At 43.2% G+C, this 16,756-nt stretch carries 20 protein-coding genes and 1 pseudogene; 10 read left to right on the top strand and 11 right to left on the bottom strand.

Features of this window, described 5'->3' with window-relative positions:
* Positions 1–679 (top strand): RNA-guided endonuclease TnpB family protein (locus tag FFM73_RS10475; RefSeq protein ID WP_137631683.1); only part of this gene is annotated, 679 nt, incomplete at its 5' end.
* A 137-nt stretch (positions 680–816) separates the two neighbouring features.
* Here the strand turns inward: FFM73_RS10475 and FFM73_RS10470 are convergent.
* Genes FFM73_RS10470 through FFM73_RS12795 form a run of 3 tightly spaced genes read right to left on the bottom strand, consistent with a single transcriptional unit; the run spans position 817 to position 3,208 of the window.
* The gene (locus tag FFM73_RS10470; protein ID WP_137631682.1) at positions 817–1,770 is read right to left on the bottom strand and encodes a zinc-binding dehydrogenase; all 954 of its coding nucleotides are present in this window, start codon (positions 1,768–1,770) and stop codon (positions 817–819) included.
* A gap of 50 nt (positions 1,771–1,820) precedes the next feature.
* Positions 1,821–2,579, bottom strand: a complete 759-nt coding sequence (locus FFM73_RS10465; protein ID WP_137631681.1) for an SDR family oxidoreductase — start codon at positions 2,577–2,579, stop codon at positions 1,821–1,823.
* 44 nt (positions 2,580–2,623) lie between these two features.
* On the bottom strand, positions 2,624–3,208 hold the full coding sequence (locus FFM73_RS12795) for a hypothetical protein (protein ID WP_171001277.1): 585 nt from the start codon (positions 3,206–3,208) through the stop codon (positions 2,624–2,626).
* Between the two features lie 166 nt (positions 3,209–3,374).
* Between FFM73_RS12795 and FFM73_RS10455 the strand changes: the two genes are divergently transcribed.
* On the top strand, positions 3,375–3,866 hold the full coding sequence (locus FFM73_RS10455) for a MarR family winged helix-turn-helix transcriptional regulator (RefSeq protein WP_137631680.1): 492 nt from the start codon (positions 3,375–3,377) through the stop codon (positions 3,864–3,866).
* A gap of 49 nt (positions 3,867–3,915) precedes the next feature.
* Here FFM73_RS10455 and FFM73_RS10450 read toward each other — a convergent pair whose 3' ends face one another.
* Entirely contained in the window at positions 3,916–4,473 is a 558-nt protein-coding gene (locus tag FFM73_RS10450) for a TetR/AcrR family transcriptional regulator (protein WP_137631679.1), read from the bottom strand.
* 128 nt (positions 4,474–4,601) lie between these two features.
* On the opposite strand from FFM73_RS10450, the gene FFM73_RS10445 reads away from it, so the two are divergent.
* From FFM73_RS10445 to FFM73_RS10435, 3 genes are all read left to right on the top strand, one after another.
* Positions 4,602–5,606, top strand: coding sequence for an amidohydrolase family protein (locus FFM73_RS10445; RefSeq protein ID WP_137631678.1), 1,005 nt, complete (start codon positions 4,602–4,604; stop codon positions 5,604–5,606).
* Positions 5,607–5,633: 27 nt separating this feature from the next.
* Complete coding sequence (locus FFM73_RS10440) at positions 5,634–5,945, top strand: DUF2316 family protein (protein WP_137631677.1); 312 nt, start codon at positions 5,634–5,636, stop codon at positions 5,943–5,945.
* 86 nt (positions 5,946–6,031) lie between these two features.
* Positions 6,032–6,442, top strand: coding sequence for a hypothetical protein (locus FFM73_RS10435; RefSeq protein ID WP_137631676.1), 411 nt, complete (start codon positions 6,032–6,034; stop codon positions 6,440–6,442).
* 65 nt (positions 6,443–6,507) lie between these two features.
* Here FFM73_RS10435 and FFM73_RS10430 read toward each other — a convergent pair whose 3' ends face one another.
* Complete coding sequence (locus tag FFM73_RS10430) at positions 6,508–7,065, bottom strand: TetR/AcrR family transcriptional regulator (protein WP_137631675.1); 558 nt, start codon at positions 7,063–7,065, stop codon at positions 6,508–6,510.
* A 148-nt stretch (positions 7,066–7,213) separates the two neighbouring features.
* Here FFM73_RS10430 and FFM73_RS10425 point away from each other — a divergent pair, with 148 nt between their 5' ends.
* Both FFM73_RS10425 and FFM73_RS10420 read left to right on the top strand, forming a co-directional pair.
* Positions 7,214–8,191 carry an amidohydrolase family protein gene (locus FFM73_RS10425; protein WP_137631674.1) on the top strand — a complete coding sequence of 326 codons (978 nt, stop codon included), beginning with the start codon at positions 7,214–7,216 and terminating at the stop codon, positions 8,189–8,191.
* A 25-nt stretch (positions 8,192–8,216) separates the two neighbouring features.
* On the top strand, positions 8,217–8,786 hold the full coding sequence (locus tag FFM73_RS10420; RefSeq protein WP_137631673.1) for an isochorismatase family protein: 570 nt from the start codon (positions 8,217–8,219) through the stop codon (positions 8,784–8,786).
* A 136-nt stretch (positions 8,787–8,922) separates the two neighbouring features.
* Here the strand turns inward: FFM73_RS10420 and FFM73_RS10415 are convergent, their stop codons facing one another.
* Entirely contained in the window at positions 8,923–9,273 is a 351-nt protein-coding gene (locus tag FFM73_RS10415; RefSeq protein WP_137631672.1) for an MmcQ/YjbR family DNA-binding protein, read from the bottom strand.
* A gap of 174 nt (positions 9,274–9,447) precedes the next feature.
* Here FFM73_RS10415 and metE point away from each other — a divergent pair, with 174 nt between their 5' ends.
* Positions 9,448–11,697: a 5-methyltetrahydropteroyltriglutamate--homocysteine S-methyltransferase gene (metE, locus tag FFM73_RS10410; RefSeq protein ID WP_137631671.1), complete on the top strand. Its 2,250-nt coding sequence runs from the start codon at positions 9,448–9,450 to the stop codon at positions 11,695–11,697.
* Between the two features lie 118 nt (positions 11,698–11,815).
* Positions 11,816–12,996: pseudogene (locus tag FFM73_RS13200) on the top strand (DUF2075 domain-containing protein).
* Between the two features lie 57 nt (positions 12,997–13,053).
* Here FFM73_RS13200 and FFM73_RS10400 read toward each other — a convergent pair.
* A complete protein-coding gene (locus tag FFM73_RS10400) occupies positions 13,054–13,635 on the bottom strand; it encodes a nuclear transport factor 2 family protein (protein WP_137631670.1) in 582 nt (193 codons plus the stop codon).
* A gap of 38 nt (positions 13,636–13,673) precedes the next feature.
* The gene (locus tag FFM73_RS10395; protein WP_137631669.1) at positions 13,674–13,973 is read right to left on the bottom strand and encodes a DUF2316 family protein; all 300 of its coding nucleotides are present in this window, start codon (positions 13,971–13,973) and stop codon (positions 13,674–13,676) included.
* Between the two features lie 148 nt (positions 13,974–14,121).
* On the opposite strand from FFM73_RS10395, the gene FFM73_RS10390 reads away from it, so the two are divergent.
* Positions 14,122–14,556: a MarR family winged helix-turn-helix transcriptional regulator gene (locus FFM73_RS10390; protein WP_137631668.1), complete on the top strand. Its 435-nt coding sequence runs from the start codon at positions 14,122–14,124 to the stop codon at positions 14,554–14,556.
* Between the two features lie 164 nt (positions 14,557–14,720).
* Here the strand turns inward: FFM73_RS10390 and FFM73_RS10385 are convergent, their stop codons facing one another.
* From FFM73_RS10385 to rlmH, 3 genes are read right to left on the bottom strand one after another with little or no spacing between them, the layout of a single operon-like run.
* Positions 14,721–14,963, bottom strand: coding sequence for a dihydrofolate reductase family protein (locus tag FFM73_RS10385; protein ID WP_137631667.1), 243 nt, complete (start codon positions 14,961–14,963; stop codon positions 14,721–14,723).
* A complete protein-coding gene (locus FFM73_RS10380; RefSeq protein ID WP_137631666.1) occupies positions 14,964–15,587 on the bottom strand; it encodes a sugar O-acetyltransferase in 624 nt (207 codons plus the stop codon). It abuts the gene before it with no gap.
* A 32-nt stretch (positions 15,588–15,619) separates the two neighbouring features.
* Positions 15,620–16,099, bottom strand: coding sequence for a 23S rRNA (pseudouridine(1915)-N(3))-methyltransferase RlmH (rlmH, locus tag FFM73_RS10375; protein WP_137631665.1), 480 nt, complete (start codon positions 16,097–16,099; stop codon positions 15,620–15,622).
* Positions 16,100–16,756: the final 657 nt, after the last annotated feature.

The raw sequence follows: 16,756 nt of genomic DNA, 5'->3' as shown, positions 1-16,756 counted from the left end.
TACTGGTAAGTTCTATGCCGTCATTCTAGTCGACACTGATATTAAGCCCTTAGCTAAGACCGGTAATCCAGTCGGTATTGATCTGGGGGTTGCTGACTTGATGATCACCTCCGATGGCGTGAAATACCCAACGATTCGCTTTGATAAACGACTCAGTAAAAAGCAGCATTACTGGGAAAAAAGGTTGGCTCGAAGAAGGTTACAAGCCCAGCAAGAAATCGCCTGGGACAAGCATAACAAAGTCAGCGAACCCCGCGAGCTTGCTGACTTTAAGAACTATCAAAAAGCTAAAAGAATGGTCGCTAAGTATGCGGAAAAAATAGCCAACCAGCGTAACAATTACTTAAATACGTTAACTAAAACTTTGGTAGCACAATATGATGTGATTAAAATAGAAGATTTGAAAACCAAGAATCTGCTTAAAAATCACAAACTTGCCAGAGCGATTGCTAACCAAAGCTGGCGGGAATTGCGTCGAATGCTGGAATATAAGTGCGCTTGGTATAGGAAACAGCTAGTCGCTGTAAACCCTAGAAAAACCTCCCAGATTTGTTCAAGTTGTGGCTATGATGATGGTAAGCATACTTTAGATATTAGACAGTGGACCTGTCCTAATTGTGGCGTTAGTCATGATCGAGACATCAATGCCGCAGTTAATATTCTACAAGTGACTGCGTAACTTAGCATCTAAAAGACTATCTGGCATGGAACGTGCCTTAGTAAATAGCCGTAACCGCTGCATGACATTCGGAGAATGCTGTGTAAGTCAGCGGTGTTCCTAGAAGCTCGTTACTTTAGTGACGAGTAGTTCACTATTTAAGGTAAAACAACGACTTTTCCAAAGCTATGCTGACTATCCAGGTAAGCCTGTGCATCACCAGTATGCGCTAAATCAAACGTTCTAACTGGTGCGACATCCAGTTTATTCTTATCAATGATACTTAACAAATCATTGAACCGATCCTCAGTGACGCTGTCGGAACTAAAATCGATCAGATAGGCCCCAGATGGTAGTGTCCCAATTAATCCAAAATTCTTAACGCTCCAGCTACCACCCACGGAACCAGTCAGGCAAAGGATACTGCCTTCGTGCAGGTACTGCAGCGAATCTACCAAGGTTAATTCACCGACTAATTCTAAAACCTTGTCAAATTGGCAATCTGTTTGCAGGTCATTATGACGGTCTTCAATCACACCGTCAAAGCCCACATTAGCCAGCTCATCACTTTTAGCCAAGTTGCGAGTCGTCCCGTAAATTTTAATTCTGGGCGCCATGACCCTAGCCAGTTTAGCAGCTGCTACACCAACTCCACTGGTGGCACCGCGAATCAATAATGAATCAGACCCAGTGATCTTGAGGTTTAATAGTGAACCGTAAGCAGTAAAATAAGTTTCTGGAATCGCTGCTAAATTGGTCCAACTTAATGTCGTTTTTATCGGATAGATACTGTCATTAGGAATCAGTGCATATTCAGCGTAACTCCCATCGAACTCACGACCCATGCCATGCATCAATGTCACCACCGTTTGCCCTTTTGGCAAGCGTTTAGGATCCGTAGTATCTGCAATTTCGCCAACCCCTTCAATGCCTAATATCCGCGGTAAATTAACGGTTGGCGACCAGCCATTTCGCGTAAAGATCTCCGAACGGTTAATCCCAAAACCCTTGATTTTAATTAAGGACCAGCCCGGTTTGACTTTTGGCGTAGGCACCTCGGTCACTTTGAGTACGCCGGCATCGCCCGGTTCATTTAAAACAACAGCCTGCATCTCGAATGCTTCCCTTCCGTTTGCATGACCAATTGCTTACAACAACCCGTTTACCAAGGCAATGTTCCGGCATTTTCCGTAAAGGTACCGGTCGTTTTATCACCCTGTGGTAAACTGGCCATTTTAATGATCTGCGCTGCACCGGTTGCCACGTCCTGCATACCTGCTGGAGCCGGTGCATCTTCTGGACGGCCACCGAAACCAGTAGCTGTCCAGCCTGGATTAACAGAGTTAACGGTAATGTCATCCGCTGCCAGTTCTTTACTGAAGATGATCGTTGCAAAGTTAACGGATGCTTTCGATGATTGATAGCCCAGTGAATTCACTTTATAGAACCGTGAGTTAGGGTCACTAGCCAAGCCCATTGACCCCATGTTGCTGGCCACGTTGATAATTTTAGCCGGCTTGCCCGCCTTTAACAGTGGAATCATCGCCTGAGTAACATCGATCAGGCCAAAATAATTAACATCAAAATCCTGCCGAATCGTATCGGTGCTAAGCTGTGAGGCTGGTTGATGGTGATCCATGGCAATTCCGGCATTATTGATCAAAATGCTAAGATAACCGTAATCGGTCTTGATTTTATCGGCAGCCGTTTTGATCTGTGCTTTATCAGTCACATCTAATTGAATAAAATCAGCTTTGACCCCTGCTGCTTCGAGCTGTTTAACGGCTTTTTCACCGCGTTCTTGATTGCGGGCGCCGATTAATACGTGCTGGCCCTTTTGACCAAGTGCTTGCGCGGTTTCAAATCCAATCCCCTTATCAGCACCGGTAATTAATGTAATGATTTCGTTTTTATCTGACATAATTGAATGCTCCTTATCTATGAATTTCAAAAAAGGTTGTTTAATTAATCTTTTTCGTGAATCCAATCCTCTGCTTTTTGATAAAGACCATCTTCGTCTGCTTTACGGTCGGTCCCTAACAGGTCTTGGCTGATCTTGCCACCAGCATTTAAACGACCATAAGCCAACCAACGGTAACTCTTACGTAGATTAGCGACGTCATCCGGGTTAACTTTAAGCTCTTGACCAGGAATTGCCGGCTGCATTTTATCAGCTTCATCAATTGAGGTTAAATTAACGATCTTCCAATCGCCGTTGCGTTTCTCGACCCGATAAATCAGACGCATATACGATTCGATCACCGCTTCGACGTCATTGACCATCTGCCAGTGGTTAGTGGTTGATGAAAGCTCAACGTAGGCCCGGTCACCATTTTGATGGACGATAGGTGTGCCGAAACGGCCAGTCATTGGCAATGGATTATCAAAATCGACCGGGTGCTTACCTAAAAAGGTTGAAACCGGCCCGCTTTGCCAGCTAGTTGTCACGGTCGCATCAGGAAAATAACAATCAGCGGCTTCTTTAACATGCCGTCCACGATACATCCGTTCCTTTAAAACCAATTGACTAATTGCTTCAAAATCGTTCATTAGTGGCCACGTTCCTTTCAATCAAACGTTATTTTTTAATATTATTGTCAACAATAATAAGTAGTCTATAATTGACAATAATCTACTTTATACTTACACTTGATAGTTGTCAATTATTTACAATCAGCTACTAAAACCCATTTTATTCTACTAAGGAAGTGATGAGATGACATCTAGTAACGACGATGCCCTAGAACTAGAACAGCTATTTACCGATCTCACTCAGGCTATCACCGAAAATCGAACGTTAGCAGAATTTGGCCTGACGCATCTGCAAGCAATGACTTTAAAAAACGTCTACTCACGACAAGGTACCAGTATGAGTCAGCTGGCCGATATCACCGGCATTTCACGCGCCCAGCTGACCCGTTTGATTACCTCACTAGAAAATCGCAGTTTAGTTGAACGGCGCCATAATGAAAATAATCGCCGGATAGTCAACGTTTACGGTACTGAACATGGTAAAACCATCATCCGCGAGCATAGTCAGCTAATTGCCGACCGTATTCGGGCTCACACCGAGACCCTATCAGCAGATGAACAGACTGCCTTGACGCATCATTTGCGAGAAACCATCCGCCTGATGATCAAAGCCGGCATCATTACCCCTGATAAACAATCGCCACTGAATCAGATCCGCGAAAACACGGATAAGTAAATAACGTTAGCGAGGTCTCAAGTCAGAGTCCTGCTAACGTTATTTTTATTTACTGTAAACTATTGGGGATCAATAACCGGTATAATCCCAGGACTTCTGCACCGGAAAGCGGTTCAGGAGAGTCAGCGACTTCTTGGGCAAAATTTAAAATTGCAGCCCCCAGAAACTGGCTGATAAACTGTCGCTTAGAAGCTGGATAATCCCGTAAAATCAGGATCTGCTGTGCGGTACCGCTGAGTACCGACTGAACTGCCTGCTGTGTGCCGCTCCAAGAAACCAGCCTGACCAAGTCTAAATTAGCCTCGATCTCAGACACCACAATTTGGCTGCTGTTCTCAAAGTTGGGTTGCGATAGTGCATCAATTTGCTGCTTAAGATCTTCAATCACGATCAGAAAATGAACCACGATAATGTCCGCTAAATCTTTATAGCGCCGATAGAAAGTCGCTCGCGAGACCCCCGCATCTCGACAAAAGGCTTTAATCTCAATCTGTTTAAAGGGCACGCCAGCCCGGTACTTTTCCAGCACTGCTTGAAATAACTTCTCGTGTGACCGTTGTTTACGCTGATCGATTTTAATTGAATTATTTAAAAATGCTCGCGCCATTTATCTACTGCGACACAAGACCCGTATATGTCTCGTATCTTCCTTTCATGCCATTTTATTGCCCTCTATAATACTCAATGTAGCGTCAAAGTACAAACATCATTATTTTTAATAAAGAGGTCAGAACAATGAAGATCATTACAGTAGAAGAACATTTTGAATCTGCTAAAATTACACAGGAAATTAATCAGGCTGTTGGTAAAGCAGCCATGCCCAACGTCAGCAAAGATATGCTGCATTATATGCAAACTACTCTACCAACTCCCACAATTATGCAGGACGTCACTAAAGACCGAATCGAATTTATGGATAAATTCGACATCGACCAACAGGTTTTGTCATACGGTAATTCATCACCGCAGAACCTTGATCCAAAGGTTGCCGTTAAGCTCTGCCAAGACGCTAACGATGAACTTGCCAAAGCTGTCAAGACTAACCCGACCCGTTTTGGTGCATTAGCAGTACTGCCCGTGGGTGATCCAGCCGCTGCCGCAACGGAACTGAAACGCGCGGTTAATGACCTACATTTCAACGGCGTCCTACTCAAGGGTAACTATCAAAATAAATACTTCGACGACCCCTTCTTCCTCCCAATTTTTGAGATGGCTAGCAAGTTGGACGTTCCAGTTTACTTCCACCCATCATTTATTGCACCAAGCGTAACGCAGCATTACTTTACCAGTGATAACTGGTCTGATGTGGTCACGGGAATCCTGTCATCTGCTGGTTATGGCTGGCACATGGACGTGGGAATTCAAGTCATGCGGATGATTGTTTCTGGCATCTTCGACAAACTGCCTAACTTGAAGCTTGTTTCTGGTCACTGGGGTGAATTAGTCCCAATGTTCTTAGAACGGCTGGACGATGAATTAGATGCTTATGACGGCTTGAAGAAGTCATTCTCTGATTACTACCGCAACAACGTCTATGTCACTCCAAGCGGGATCTTAAGCAAACCGCAGTTGAACTTTTTGCTGGCTGAAATGGGCCCAGAACACCTGATCTATTCCATCGATTACCCCTACAAGCAGCCTAAAAATGGGCGGACATTCCTTGATAATACTGACCTAACACCTGATCAGCTAGAAGCATTTACGCATGGTAACGCCGAAAGAATTTTCCATTTAAACTAAGTCTTAAAGCGAAAGGAATCTAATAAAATGTCACTGAATCCACAACAAATGAAAAACACCAGAAATGAACTACAACAAAATTTTGAACTCAGCGGTTTAACCAAGGAACAAGTTGCCAGTGACCTGCAGATCAGCCTCACCAAATTAGATCACCTATTCACGCTAACCCAAAGCTCACTGAACGATCCTTGGATCCTGCGAAACTACCTGACTGAAAAGGTTGAAGACGCCGGTAAACAGCCCGTTCCCTTCACCGCTTTAGTTGGTGATTGGCACCAGTATTGGTTCTTGGATAGTCAATTGATTGATGCGCGTAAGATGTCGGCGGGAGATAATTAAATTTTAATTATCGTTGGATAGGATTATCCGATTAGATTGCGGTATAATGATGCCGTTCATAAATCTACTAAGGAAGATGACACTTAATGATAAAATCAACACGCATCGTTGCACTGACACTGGCTGCAGGTATGCTCTTACCAATCTTTTCCGCACCGCTAACAGCCAACGCGAAAACCACGTATTTGCCTTCAGCAGTCCGCAGTCATCGCTGGTATCGCTTGACTGACGGTACTTCCGGCGGTTATCATGATAAAACCACTTTTAAGGGTAATCATATGACGGTTGGCCATGGTCATTGGTCGCTGACTGGACTAAAGAAACACAGCAAGTCAACTTACTATGGTCGGCTGCACTATTCAAAAAAATACTCAGAACTGATTAAAGTAAAGATCGTTAGTTCAAAGCACTTTTACTTTGTTCCTAAACACGTTGAAGGTCTTTCTGGTAATTACACTGGTAATGAAGATTTCGGTGCCATTACCTTTAAACGTTAATAATGAATCAACAAACGACTCAATCCTATCTGGATTGAGTCGTTTCTTTATCTTCTATAGTAGCTTTAATCCATAACTAAGGCTAACACCCGGTCCAAGTTTTTTTCAAAATCAACTTGAACCGTTTTCTGGTTAGTTTTTGTCTGTGAGTGAACCGAAATATTCTCACCCAAAACTAGATCAATCAGCAATTGGGCAGTCTGTCGTAAATCCTCTTCGTCCTGAATACTACCTTTCAGTAGTTGAACAATCAGTCCGTGCAGTCCTTGAAATGCTTCAGTAACGGCTGGGTGCTCTCGATATTGAGAGAGTAACCCCAAATTAATTGGGAGTGCCTGCTCTTGGTTACCAAAAACCATGATCAACGCCAGCTTCTTCAACGCAGCCTTACCGCTTTCGCCCACTAAATTCTGATATAAATAGGTCAGTAGTTCCTGCAGACCCTTAGCCATGGTCTTGCCTCGTAAGTCATAGCTATTGTCTGCATAGCGGTACATTGACTGAGGCTGAATATCGAGTTTCTTGGCTACCCGGCTTAACGTCACAGCTTCAAAACCAGATTCTTTTGCAACTTCCACCGCTGCGCCAATCACTAATTCCTCATTTAAAATTCTTTTTTTCACGGTAACCTCTCCTAAAAATTAAAAAAGTGCTTGCTAAACTTAATGATTAAGTTTATCATTAACAACATTAACTTGGCAATTAAGAATTAAACTTATTAATTAAGTTTATCACACTTTAGTCATTAATCCTATCGGAGGTACTACCAACATGACAAAACAACCCATCATCTCTTTAGAAGAACACTTCATTACCCCAGACTTTGAAACTAACATTAAAACCGGTGACACCCCTCAAGCAAAAGCAATTCGCCAAATTTTAGACCGCTGCGAGAATCTTGGTCAAAATCGGATTGACGAAATGGATGCGGCTGGTATTGATCGGCAAATTATTTCGCTCACTGCACCAGCAACCGAAAATATGGATCCTGAAAAAGCCGTTCCGTTGGCTAAAAAGACGAATGATCTTCTCGGCAAAGCATTTCAAAAATATCCAGACCGTTTCGGTGGCTTTGCGACACTGCCAACCAGCGCACCAAAAGAAGCAGCTGCTGAACTAGAACGAACGGTAACTGAATATGGCTTTTCCGGCGCTCTCATCAACGGTACCAGCCAAGGTCGTTACATGGATGATCCTGATTTCGACCCCATCTTCGCTAAAGCTGAAGAATTGAACGTCCCAATCTATTTACACCCGGGACTACCTTCAAAAACGGTTATTGATGAATGTTATCGCGGTAACTTTTCGGAACAGGTCACTGCCCAGTTCAGTTCAGCTGGTTTCGGCTGGCACATCGAAACGGCCATTCACATTATTCACTTGATCTTAGGCGGTGTTTTCGATAAGCACCCGAACTTGAAATTAGTGACCGGCCATTTAGGTGAAGGCTTAATGTTCGCCGTTCAACGATTAGATACCTTATTACCACCCGAAATTTCTAAATTACAGCATCCGGTCAGCTATTACCTGCAGAATAATATCTACTATACGATTTCAGGCTATAATTCTGAACCGCAATTTATGGAACTCTATTCGCAAGTCGGTGCCGACCACATCCTCTTTTCCGTTGACTACCCCTACGTTTCAATGGCAGATACCCGTAAATTCGTTGAAGATTTACCAATTGATCCAAACTCTAAAAACAAGATTTTTAGTACGAATGCTGAAAAACTATTAAGCCGCAATTAATTTTCTACCTTAGGAGGTAATTATTATGACTGAATTAATCATTGATCCAAAACACACCGCTTTCGTTGGCATCGATCTGCACGCTGGTTTGAATCTGCCTTACGTCCCTTACACTTACCAACAAGTGAGCAACAACGCCATTAAGCTCGCTAATGCAGCTGCTAAGGCTGGTGCTTTTATCGATTTGACCCAGATTCCTGTCACTGATGGCAAAGATCGGGTAATGCCTAAAACTGATATGCCGTTGAAGACTGGTAAAGCGCCAATTGCTAAGCCAGAATTATTACCAGAATTAGCTGCAGTCGACGGTGTCCACGTAACCCCTAAAATCGCCTGGAGTGGTTTTTACGGCACTGATTTAGAAATGGAATTACGTCGCCGTTACATTGATACTATCGTTCTCTTTGGGGTTGCCACTGAGTATGGTGTAGATACTACCGCCCGTGACGCCTATGACCGCGGTTACAACCAAATCTTTGTCGAAGACGCCATGACAGCCTGGTCGCAAGAAGCCCAAACTTTTGAAACAGAAACGATCTTCCCTAAAATGGGACAGGTACGGTCAACACAACAAGTAATTGAAGCCTTAAATTAGAATTAAGCTAACATCAATGTTTCACATGAAACATTTTATGGACGAATAAACTTAAAAATACAAAAGACGTATTCTTAGACAGCTCAAAATCTGTCAAAAGAATGCGTCTTTGCTGTTCATTCTAAAAGAGTTCCAATCACATTGTTGCATTATAACTGCCCTCAATTAAATCAGCCAGCTCATCGACTTTTTTAAACTTATCCAATCGCGCGCTGATCCAATGGACTTTAGACATATGATAACCCGGCAAGAATCCCGGCTGAACTTGCAAGATAGAATTCAATTCTGGTTCAACTTTTAAATCAACAACGTCTATTTCATCCGTACCTGATAGACCAAGCTTATTGGCCGGTACGTTCATCACCAGACCAAACCACTTACCATTTGGATGCCGAATGGCAACGTAGTCTGGGAAGTGTTTAAAGGGTTTATCAATTTCTGAATTGTATTCATTTTGACAATATTCAATTAGTTCATCGCGTGTCATGCTACTCACCTCAAGGTCAATTATAGTCATTAAGCTGCTTCTAAGTAACGAAATATTAAACTAAGCGTAACTCATCATTAAACATGATGAGATTGATTTGTGCTTATCGGTCATCCCCTACTAACCCATGCAGCAACGCGGTAAAATAGTAATGTTGAAGGAGTGTGACCATCCATGACTACGACCATCATTGGCTACCCGCATATCGGTCGGCACCTAGAATTGAAGTCTGCCGTTGAAGCTTATCACAAACAGACGATTAGTGCGTCTGAACTAAATCGTGTCGCAGCTCAAACTCGACAGCAAAGCTGGCAAACACAGGCTCAGGCTGGTATTGACTGGCTACCGGTTAATGACTTTTCGTATGAGGATCAATTACTCGACACTGCTGTACTTTTTAATGTTATTCCGCAACGCTTTCGCCAATTGCATTTTTCACCGCTAGACACCTATTTCGCGATGGCATGCGGTACGCAAGCAAACACAACTTTCTTGTCACCGCTAAAGATGGCAACTTGGTTTAACACCCACTATGGTTATTTCATTCCTGAACTAGAGGATCCCACCACTATTCAGCTGGTTGGAACCAAACCCTTTGACGAATTTAAAGAAGCACAACAACTTGGCTATCACGCTCGGCCAACAATTATCGGGCCCTATACATTATTAAAGCTCAGCCGAATCACCAGTACTAAAAAAATTACGGATTACGTGAATCGTCTAGTAACTGCTTACGCCCAATTATTTGATCGTTTTGATCAACTAAATGCTGATTGGCTGCAATTAGATGAACCGGCTTTAGTATTAGCCCCCACAAAAGCCGACTTAGAGCTTTTTAATCAGATATATACCACATTATTACCCCAAAAAGGACGTCTAAAAATATTACTCCAAACTGCTTATGGTGATGTTCGAGAAGCCTATTCTCAATTAACTCAATTAAATTTTGATGGTCTTGGACTAGATTTTATCGATGGTCAGCAAACTGAAGCCTGCATTCAAGACAAGGGGTTCCCAGATAACAAGGTCCTTTTTGCGGGCATCATTAACGGCCGCAATGTGTGGCGCACCAATTATCAAACTTCACTAGACCTATTGCACCGTTTACCAGTTAAACACGTGGTGCTCTCTACCTCGTGTTCGCTCCTTCATCTGCCAATTTCTTTAGCAAATGAACCAGCGCTCCCTAAGACCGTGCGACCCTATCTAGCATTCGCAGAGGAAAAGCTCACTGATTTAGTTGCCATAAACAACTTACTAGCAGGACGCAATCCTGAATTTCTAACGGCTAACCAACGACTGTTCAATCACTCACGCGGTGCTGAAAATGTTCAGGTGACGACCCGACTTCACGCGTTAACCAAGGTTGATTATCACCGCCGACCTGAGCGTAAAAAGCGGCAACGGCGGCAACAGCAGGCTATTCCGTTACCAGTACTGCCAATGACGACAATTGGTTCCTTCCCACAAACTGCAGCCGATAAGCAACGGGTAACGGCCTTCAAACAGGGCCAGCTGACAAAAGCGCAATTCCAAAACGCAACTCATAAACGCTTGCAAGAATGCCTCACGGAACAAACCAAACTTGGACTAGACGTTCTCGTTACTGGTGAATATAGTCGTGATGATATGATCAGTTACTTTGATCATCAACTCAGCGGGTTTTTGTTTACAAAGCATGCTTGGATTCAGACCTTCGGCACCTATTGTGCGCAACCGCCGATTATCTGGGGCGACATTGCCTGGACACATCCGATAACCGTCACAGAAACCGTTGCCGCTCAGCGCTTAACAACACGTCCTGTAAAAGGGGTGCTGACCGGTCCTTTGACTTTAGTTAATTGGGCTTATCCGCGTGAGGACGTTTCCTTACGGATAAGTGCTACTCAAATCGCGCTGGCGTTACAAGATGAAGCACATGCTCTAGAAGAGCACAACATTCACATCATTCAATTTGATGAACCGGCTTTTCGCAGTCACTTACCGCTACGTCAGAGCGATTGGTACACGAACTATTTCAACTGGGCAATTGCAGTTATTCGACTCGTCGCAAGCCACCTACAGCCAACCACCCGATTTCATATTCATATGTGCTATCAGCAGTATACGGATATTTTAGACGTACTGGATCAGTTGGATGCGGATGCACTATCGTTGTCTGCAACGGATCCAGCGCTGTTAGACGCGTTACATAACGCCCATTTTGCCACCCCAGTAGGGTTAGGGATGTTCGATACCGCTCAATTTAAAGTGCCTACAAAAGCCGTAATGGTGGCAAAATTACAAGCTGCTATTGCGCAACTTGGACCAACACGTATCTGGGTCAATCCAGATTGCGGGTTAAAACTATTGGATGAACCGGGCGCGCTGACTGGTTTGGCCCGAATGGTGCAGGCAACGAAACAAGTCCGGAACACAATTTAATTTCAGTTCACTGGTATCACTGATACGTTAAGCAGTATAATGTTTATTTGGTGCGTGATTTTACAACCATCTAAAAATCTCAACAATATCAAATAATTAATCAATTAGGAGTTTTCCAATGACCAAACCAATGAACAAAGTTTTAAAAGCTCAATTTTTCGTCGATGATTTATCCGATGATCAAAAAAATGTCATCACTAATATCAACGACTATATCAAGCAAGGTCTGACCGGTAAGCAGTCCTCCGTTGCCATTATTGAAGGGGCCGCGGGAACCGGCAAGTCGGTTGTTTTGATGGAACTGGTGCGTCAGTATATGACTGATAAGCGCTATAAGACCTCACTGGTGGTCAACCATCCCGAATTGTACAAGGCTTACCGTGAAATGGGTACTGCCATTCCTAATATGAACGTCAGCACCATTCGGCGGCCCACATCCCTGATCAACTACGCGCAAAAAAATCACGAAAAATATGACATTATCTTTGTTGATGAAGCGCATCTGCTCTATTCCAAATCAGAACCCTACGCTCATTATCGCGGTCAAAACCAACTAACAGATCTGATGAATTTAGCCAAAGTAGTGGTCGTTGTGTACGATTTTGAACAGGTTTTCCAATCCAAAATGTACTGGGATAAGGACCTGCTCTTTAAAACCATCGGTAACCACCCTTACAAACGGTTTGAGATGAACTTCCAGTATCGGATGGTCGCCAGTGATGAGCAAGTCACCTGGATGAACGATTTAACTGAAGAAAAAAAATCAAACCATTCCCTCGCAACAGTGACTTCGAATTCAAGGTCTACGATAAAGCTGGCGAGATGTTTGAGAAAATTAAGGCGCGTAACAAAGAATACGGTATGAGCCGCATGGTTGCCACATCCGGTTTTCCACGCATTGATGGTCGCCATAACGTTGAAATGGATACCTTTAACCTGCCTTGGGACGAATGGGATCCACAACGCACACCATGGGCTAAACGGGAAGGTTCAATTACCCAAGTTGGTACGATTTATACCTTACAAGGTTTTGACCTAAATTACGTCGGCATGGTTATCGGACCGTCATTTGGCTATGATAAAAAGACCGATACTATGACCGTTATTCCGGAAAAGTATTCCCACAAGGAAGTTTTCAAGAAACGCAAAGATATCAAGTTTACGCGTGACGAATATAAAGCGTTTATCGCTAATGTTTTGAACGTTTTAATCAAGCGTGGTAAGTATGGTCTCTACCTGACTGCTTATGATGATGCTTTACGGGCACGGTTATTGGAATTGAATGAAACAGGTAAATAATTGTACTAAAAAGACGCAGCGCTTATCTAATAGATAAACGCTACGTCTTTTCAATCGCTATTTAATCCAAGCATTTGCCCGGTCGTAAACCGGCTTGACCGTTTCGGGTTTATCCGAACCGATTCCATCTTGGCCAATTTTACCCCCGGCTTTAATGCGGGTGTAGGCCAGGTACCGATAAGAAGTCCGAAGACTCTTAGCTAATTTGACGTCAATGTGCAGGTCAACACCGGGAATCTCAGGGGCAATCGTGTCAGCTTCATTAATGGCACTCATATCGCTGATTTTCCATTTGCCGTTGCGTTTTTCGACACAGTAGATCAGGCGCATAAACGATTCAACAATGGCAATGTTGCCGTCCAGATCGACCCAGTGCTTCGTCGTAGAAGGCAGCTCAGCGTAGGCCCGGTTACCATTCAAATGAACGATTGGTGCAGCGTAGCGACCAACTAACGGCAATGTAGTGGCATAGTCAACGGGACGCTGACCAATAAAGGTCTTGCGGGCGTTACCTTTAGACCAGCTGGTAGTTACCGTGCCATCTTCCCAATAACAGTTGGCCAGCTCGTCATCAAGGCCGCGGCCACGAGCTTGGCGTTCCCATAATACTAATTGACTGATTTCTTCGATATCTGACATAATTTTTCCTCCTAAAATTTAAATTCAAGGTTCATCAACTAATCAATAATACCGCGCGCAACGATTTTCGGATTCAAGAACCAGTAATCATGATAGTCGCCTACCAAGGCACTAAATGGCACCGGTTCAATATTATGGTCGATCATATATTGCAGTAGATAATTACGAATGATCCAGTTATCATCAATGCGGCGGGGATGCATATCAATACATTGGGCGATCACATCCGCTGTAGTCCCAAGTGCAGCCGCAATCTCAGTTAAACTAAGACCGCTCCGTTTAATATTTTCTTTAAATTCCTGACGCGATGCTTTGGTTTGTGCTGGTGTTAGAGACATATTAACCTCCGTGTGGTAAAATAATCTTGTAAATACAAGCTACAGAATATGCGTATTTTAAAAGATTGTCAACAATAAACTTGTAATTTTAATTAAAAAGTCACTCCTTTATTGTCAGTGATGATTAAACCAATCATGGAGGATCCAAATGAATTTAGGAACAGATAACGAATTGGTAGAACAGCTCTTCCAGGTGACTCGTGAAGAGAAAAAATTTATTCAACGCGAATTAAAACAGTATGGGCTCAATGTTTTACAGGCACAGGCCTTGAATTTCATCGCCAATAATCCAGGATCGATTCAAAAGGAACTATCCCGCTACCTCGGTAAACAAGAAGCCTCAACGACCAATATCTTGAAGGTTCTCGAAACACAGCAGCTGGTTATCCGTCGTGTTGCAGCCGATAATGAGCGACGCAAGAAGTTGTATTTATCCCCTGCTGGTCAAGAGTTAGTCCAATCTGTCCACAACGTGTTCATTGAGTTAGAGCAACGGGTCAGTGCGCCGTTGGATGATGAGGAGAAACAGGCGATGCTAGTCCTGTTACATCGAATCAATCGGCAGGCTAATTTTAGGCATTAGTAGTGATTAAAATTAGAGACTAAAAATCACCACATTGAAGAATTCTAACGTGGTGATTTTTTAAATATTTGGGGCTATAAATACCTTAACAGCCGCTTTTAAACGCAATTGAATATACCATTATCAGAGGTGAATTTCACTAAATACAATGGTATTTGCCGGAACTATTCTTCAAATAAACGAACGCCAGCTCCCAGCGAAATTAGCACAATCATCAGGTGATACTCATCAATCAAGTCCGCAGCAATGAGTGGCTTCACGATACTTGCACCACCCATGATCCAAATCGCTTTACCGGTTTGCTGCCGCAACTGCTCGATTAACTTAGTGACAGATTGCGACACAAAAGTACCGTAACTGCCGTCGTTCTGGCTTTTATCAGGTATTTCTTGCCCGATACAGACCATTTACACCTTATTGTCAGAAATCAATTTCCCGTGATCATAATAAACCTCATCATCCGCAGTGATCTTCCTCACCACCTTGGCTGGTGTCCCCATCACAATCACGTTAGCGGGAATGTCTTTCGTAACCAATGAGCCGGCAGCAATAATTGAATTGTCCCCAATGTGGACCCCTTGCAAAACGGTTACGTTGGCTGCCAGCCACACGTTTTTGCCGATATGAACCGGGTAATTACACCCGTATCCCTCCGCCCGTAAAGTCGGTGATACCGGGTGCGAAGCCGCGATGATGGTCACGTTAGGCGCAATCATGGTGCCAGCACCGATATAGATCTGCGCATCATCTACAAACGTACAGTTAAAATTAACGTAGACCTTTTCACCCAAATGGACATGGTGGCCACCCCACATCGCATGATAAGGGGCCTGAATATAAGCATTATCACCAACTTCAGCAAATATCTGCTTTAAAATCTGTTGTTTTTTCTGTTCGGCAGCTTTCGTGTACCCCAGTTGGTTAAAGGTTTCCATCAACTGTAGATACTCCTGGTAGTGAGAATCGCTATCTGAGCTATCCTGAACACGATACAATTTTCCGGAATTTAAAATCTCTTCAAAATCAGCCATGTTTTTTCCTCCATAAACAAACTGTAATCACATCACTTATGATACGGACTGCCTTCATTGATCATAAACGCCCGGTAGATCTGCTCAGTTAACACTAACCGCATCAGCTGATGGGGCAACGTAAAGCGACCAAATGAGATCTGGGTATCCGCCCGCTTCAAAACTTCTGGTGCTAACCCCAATGATCCGCCAATCACAAACGTAAGGTCTGAATGGCCATAAGTCGTCAGGTCCTTAATTTCCTTCGCAAATTCTTCCGATGAACGCTCCTTCCCTAAAATAGCTAACGCATAGACGTATTCCCGATCTTTGATTTTTGATAAAATTCGCTGTCCCTCTTTTTGCATCACCTGAGCCATCTCAGCGTTACTTAAACTTTCAGGTGCTTTTTCGTCAGGAACTTCCACGATTTGGAATTTACAAAACCGCGATAACCGTTTAGCGTATTCCGCAATCCCCTGTTTAAAATATTTCTCCTTTAATTTTCCCACTACGACTAGCTTAATGTTCATAACTTTTCCCTCTTTTTAAGTTGTCCACAAAGTTATCCACAGGCTATGCCACCTAATTTATTTTCCTTTGTGGCCTAATTTTTATGGCCTAATACTAAATATTCATTTTCAATGCATACGACTTCCTAGCTCTTATTGTACCAATGTAAACGCCGTCATACCAACGTTTTATTAAAAATCGGTTAAACCAGTTTCCAACTTATCCACAGCCTGTTCATAATTTTCGAGACACGCCTGGAAGAATTCAGCTATCACGGTATTTTGACTAGCTTAAATCTTATCCACAAAGTTATCCACAGGTTCATAAAAATTTATTGAACTCCGAATTTTCCACAGCTAAAACGCTTTCGTTATTCGACTGCTATCTGCTGTCCTGCCCATAAAACTACCTTTATCAACCTGTTCATAAATCGAACATTCGTCTTTTTGGGTCTTTGTCAAACGGTGTTGATTAACGACTTGATTATATTTAGAGCTTTCTCTTCGGAGGAAGCTCTTTGTTGCTTACGGGATTTGAGTGGTCGAGATCGGAAATATCGGGACTTTGTACCCTTTAAATGGATTTTGGGTACACTAAATAACCCTTTGTTCTAGGGGCATTCGCAATAGGGACTAAGCAGCGATTTGGAAGATTCGGATAAACATGTTTTCTTGGTT

It is taken from the genome of Secundilactobacillus hailunensis (assembly GCF_005405185.1).
GTDB lineage: Bacteria > Bacillota > Bacilli > Lactobacillales > Lactobacillaceae > Secundilactobacillus > Secundilactobacillus hailunensis.
This window is presented reverse-complemented; position numbering and strand designations above follow the sequence as displayed.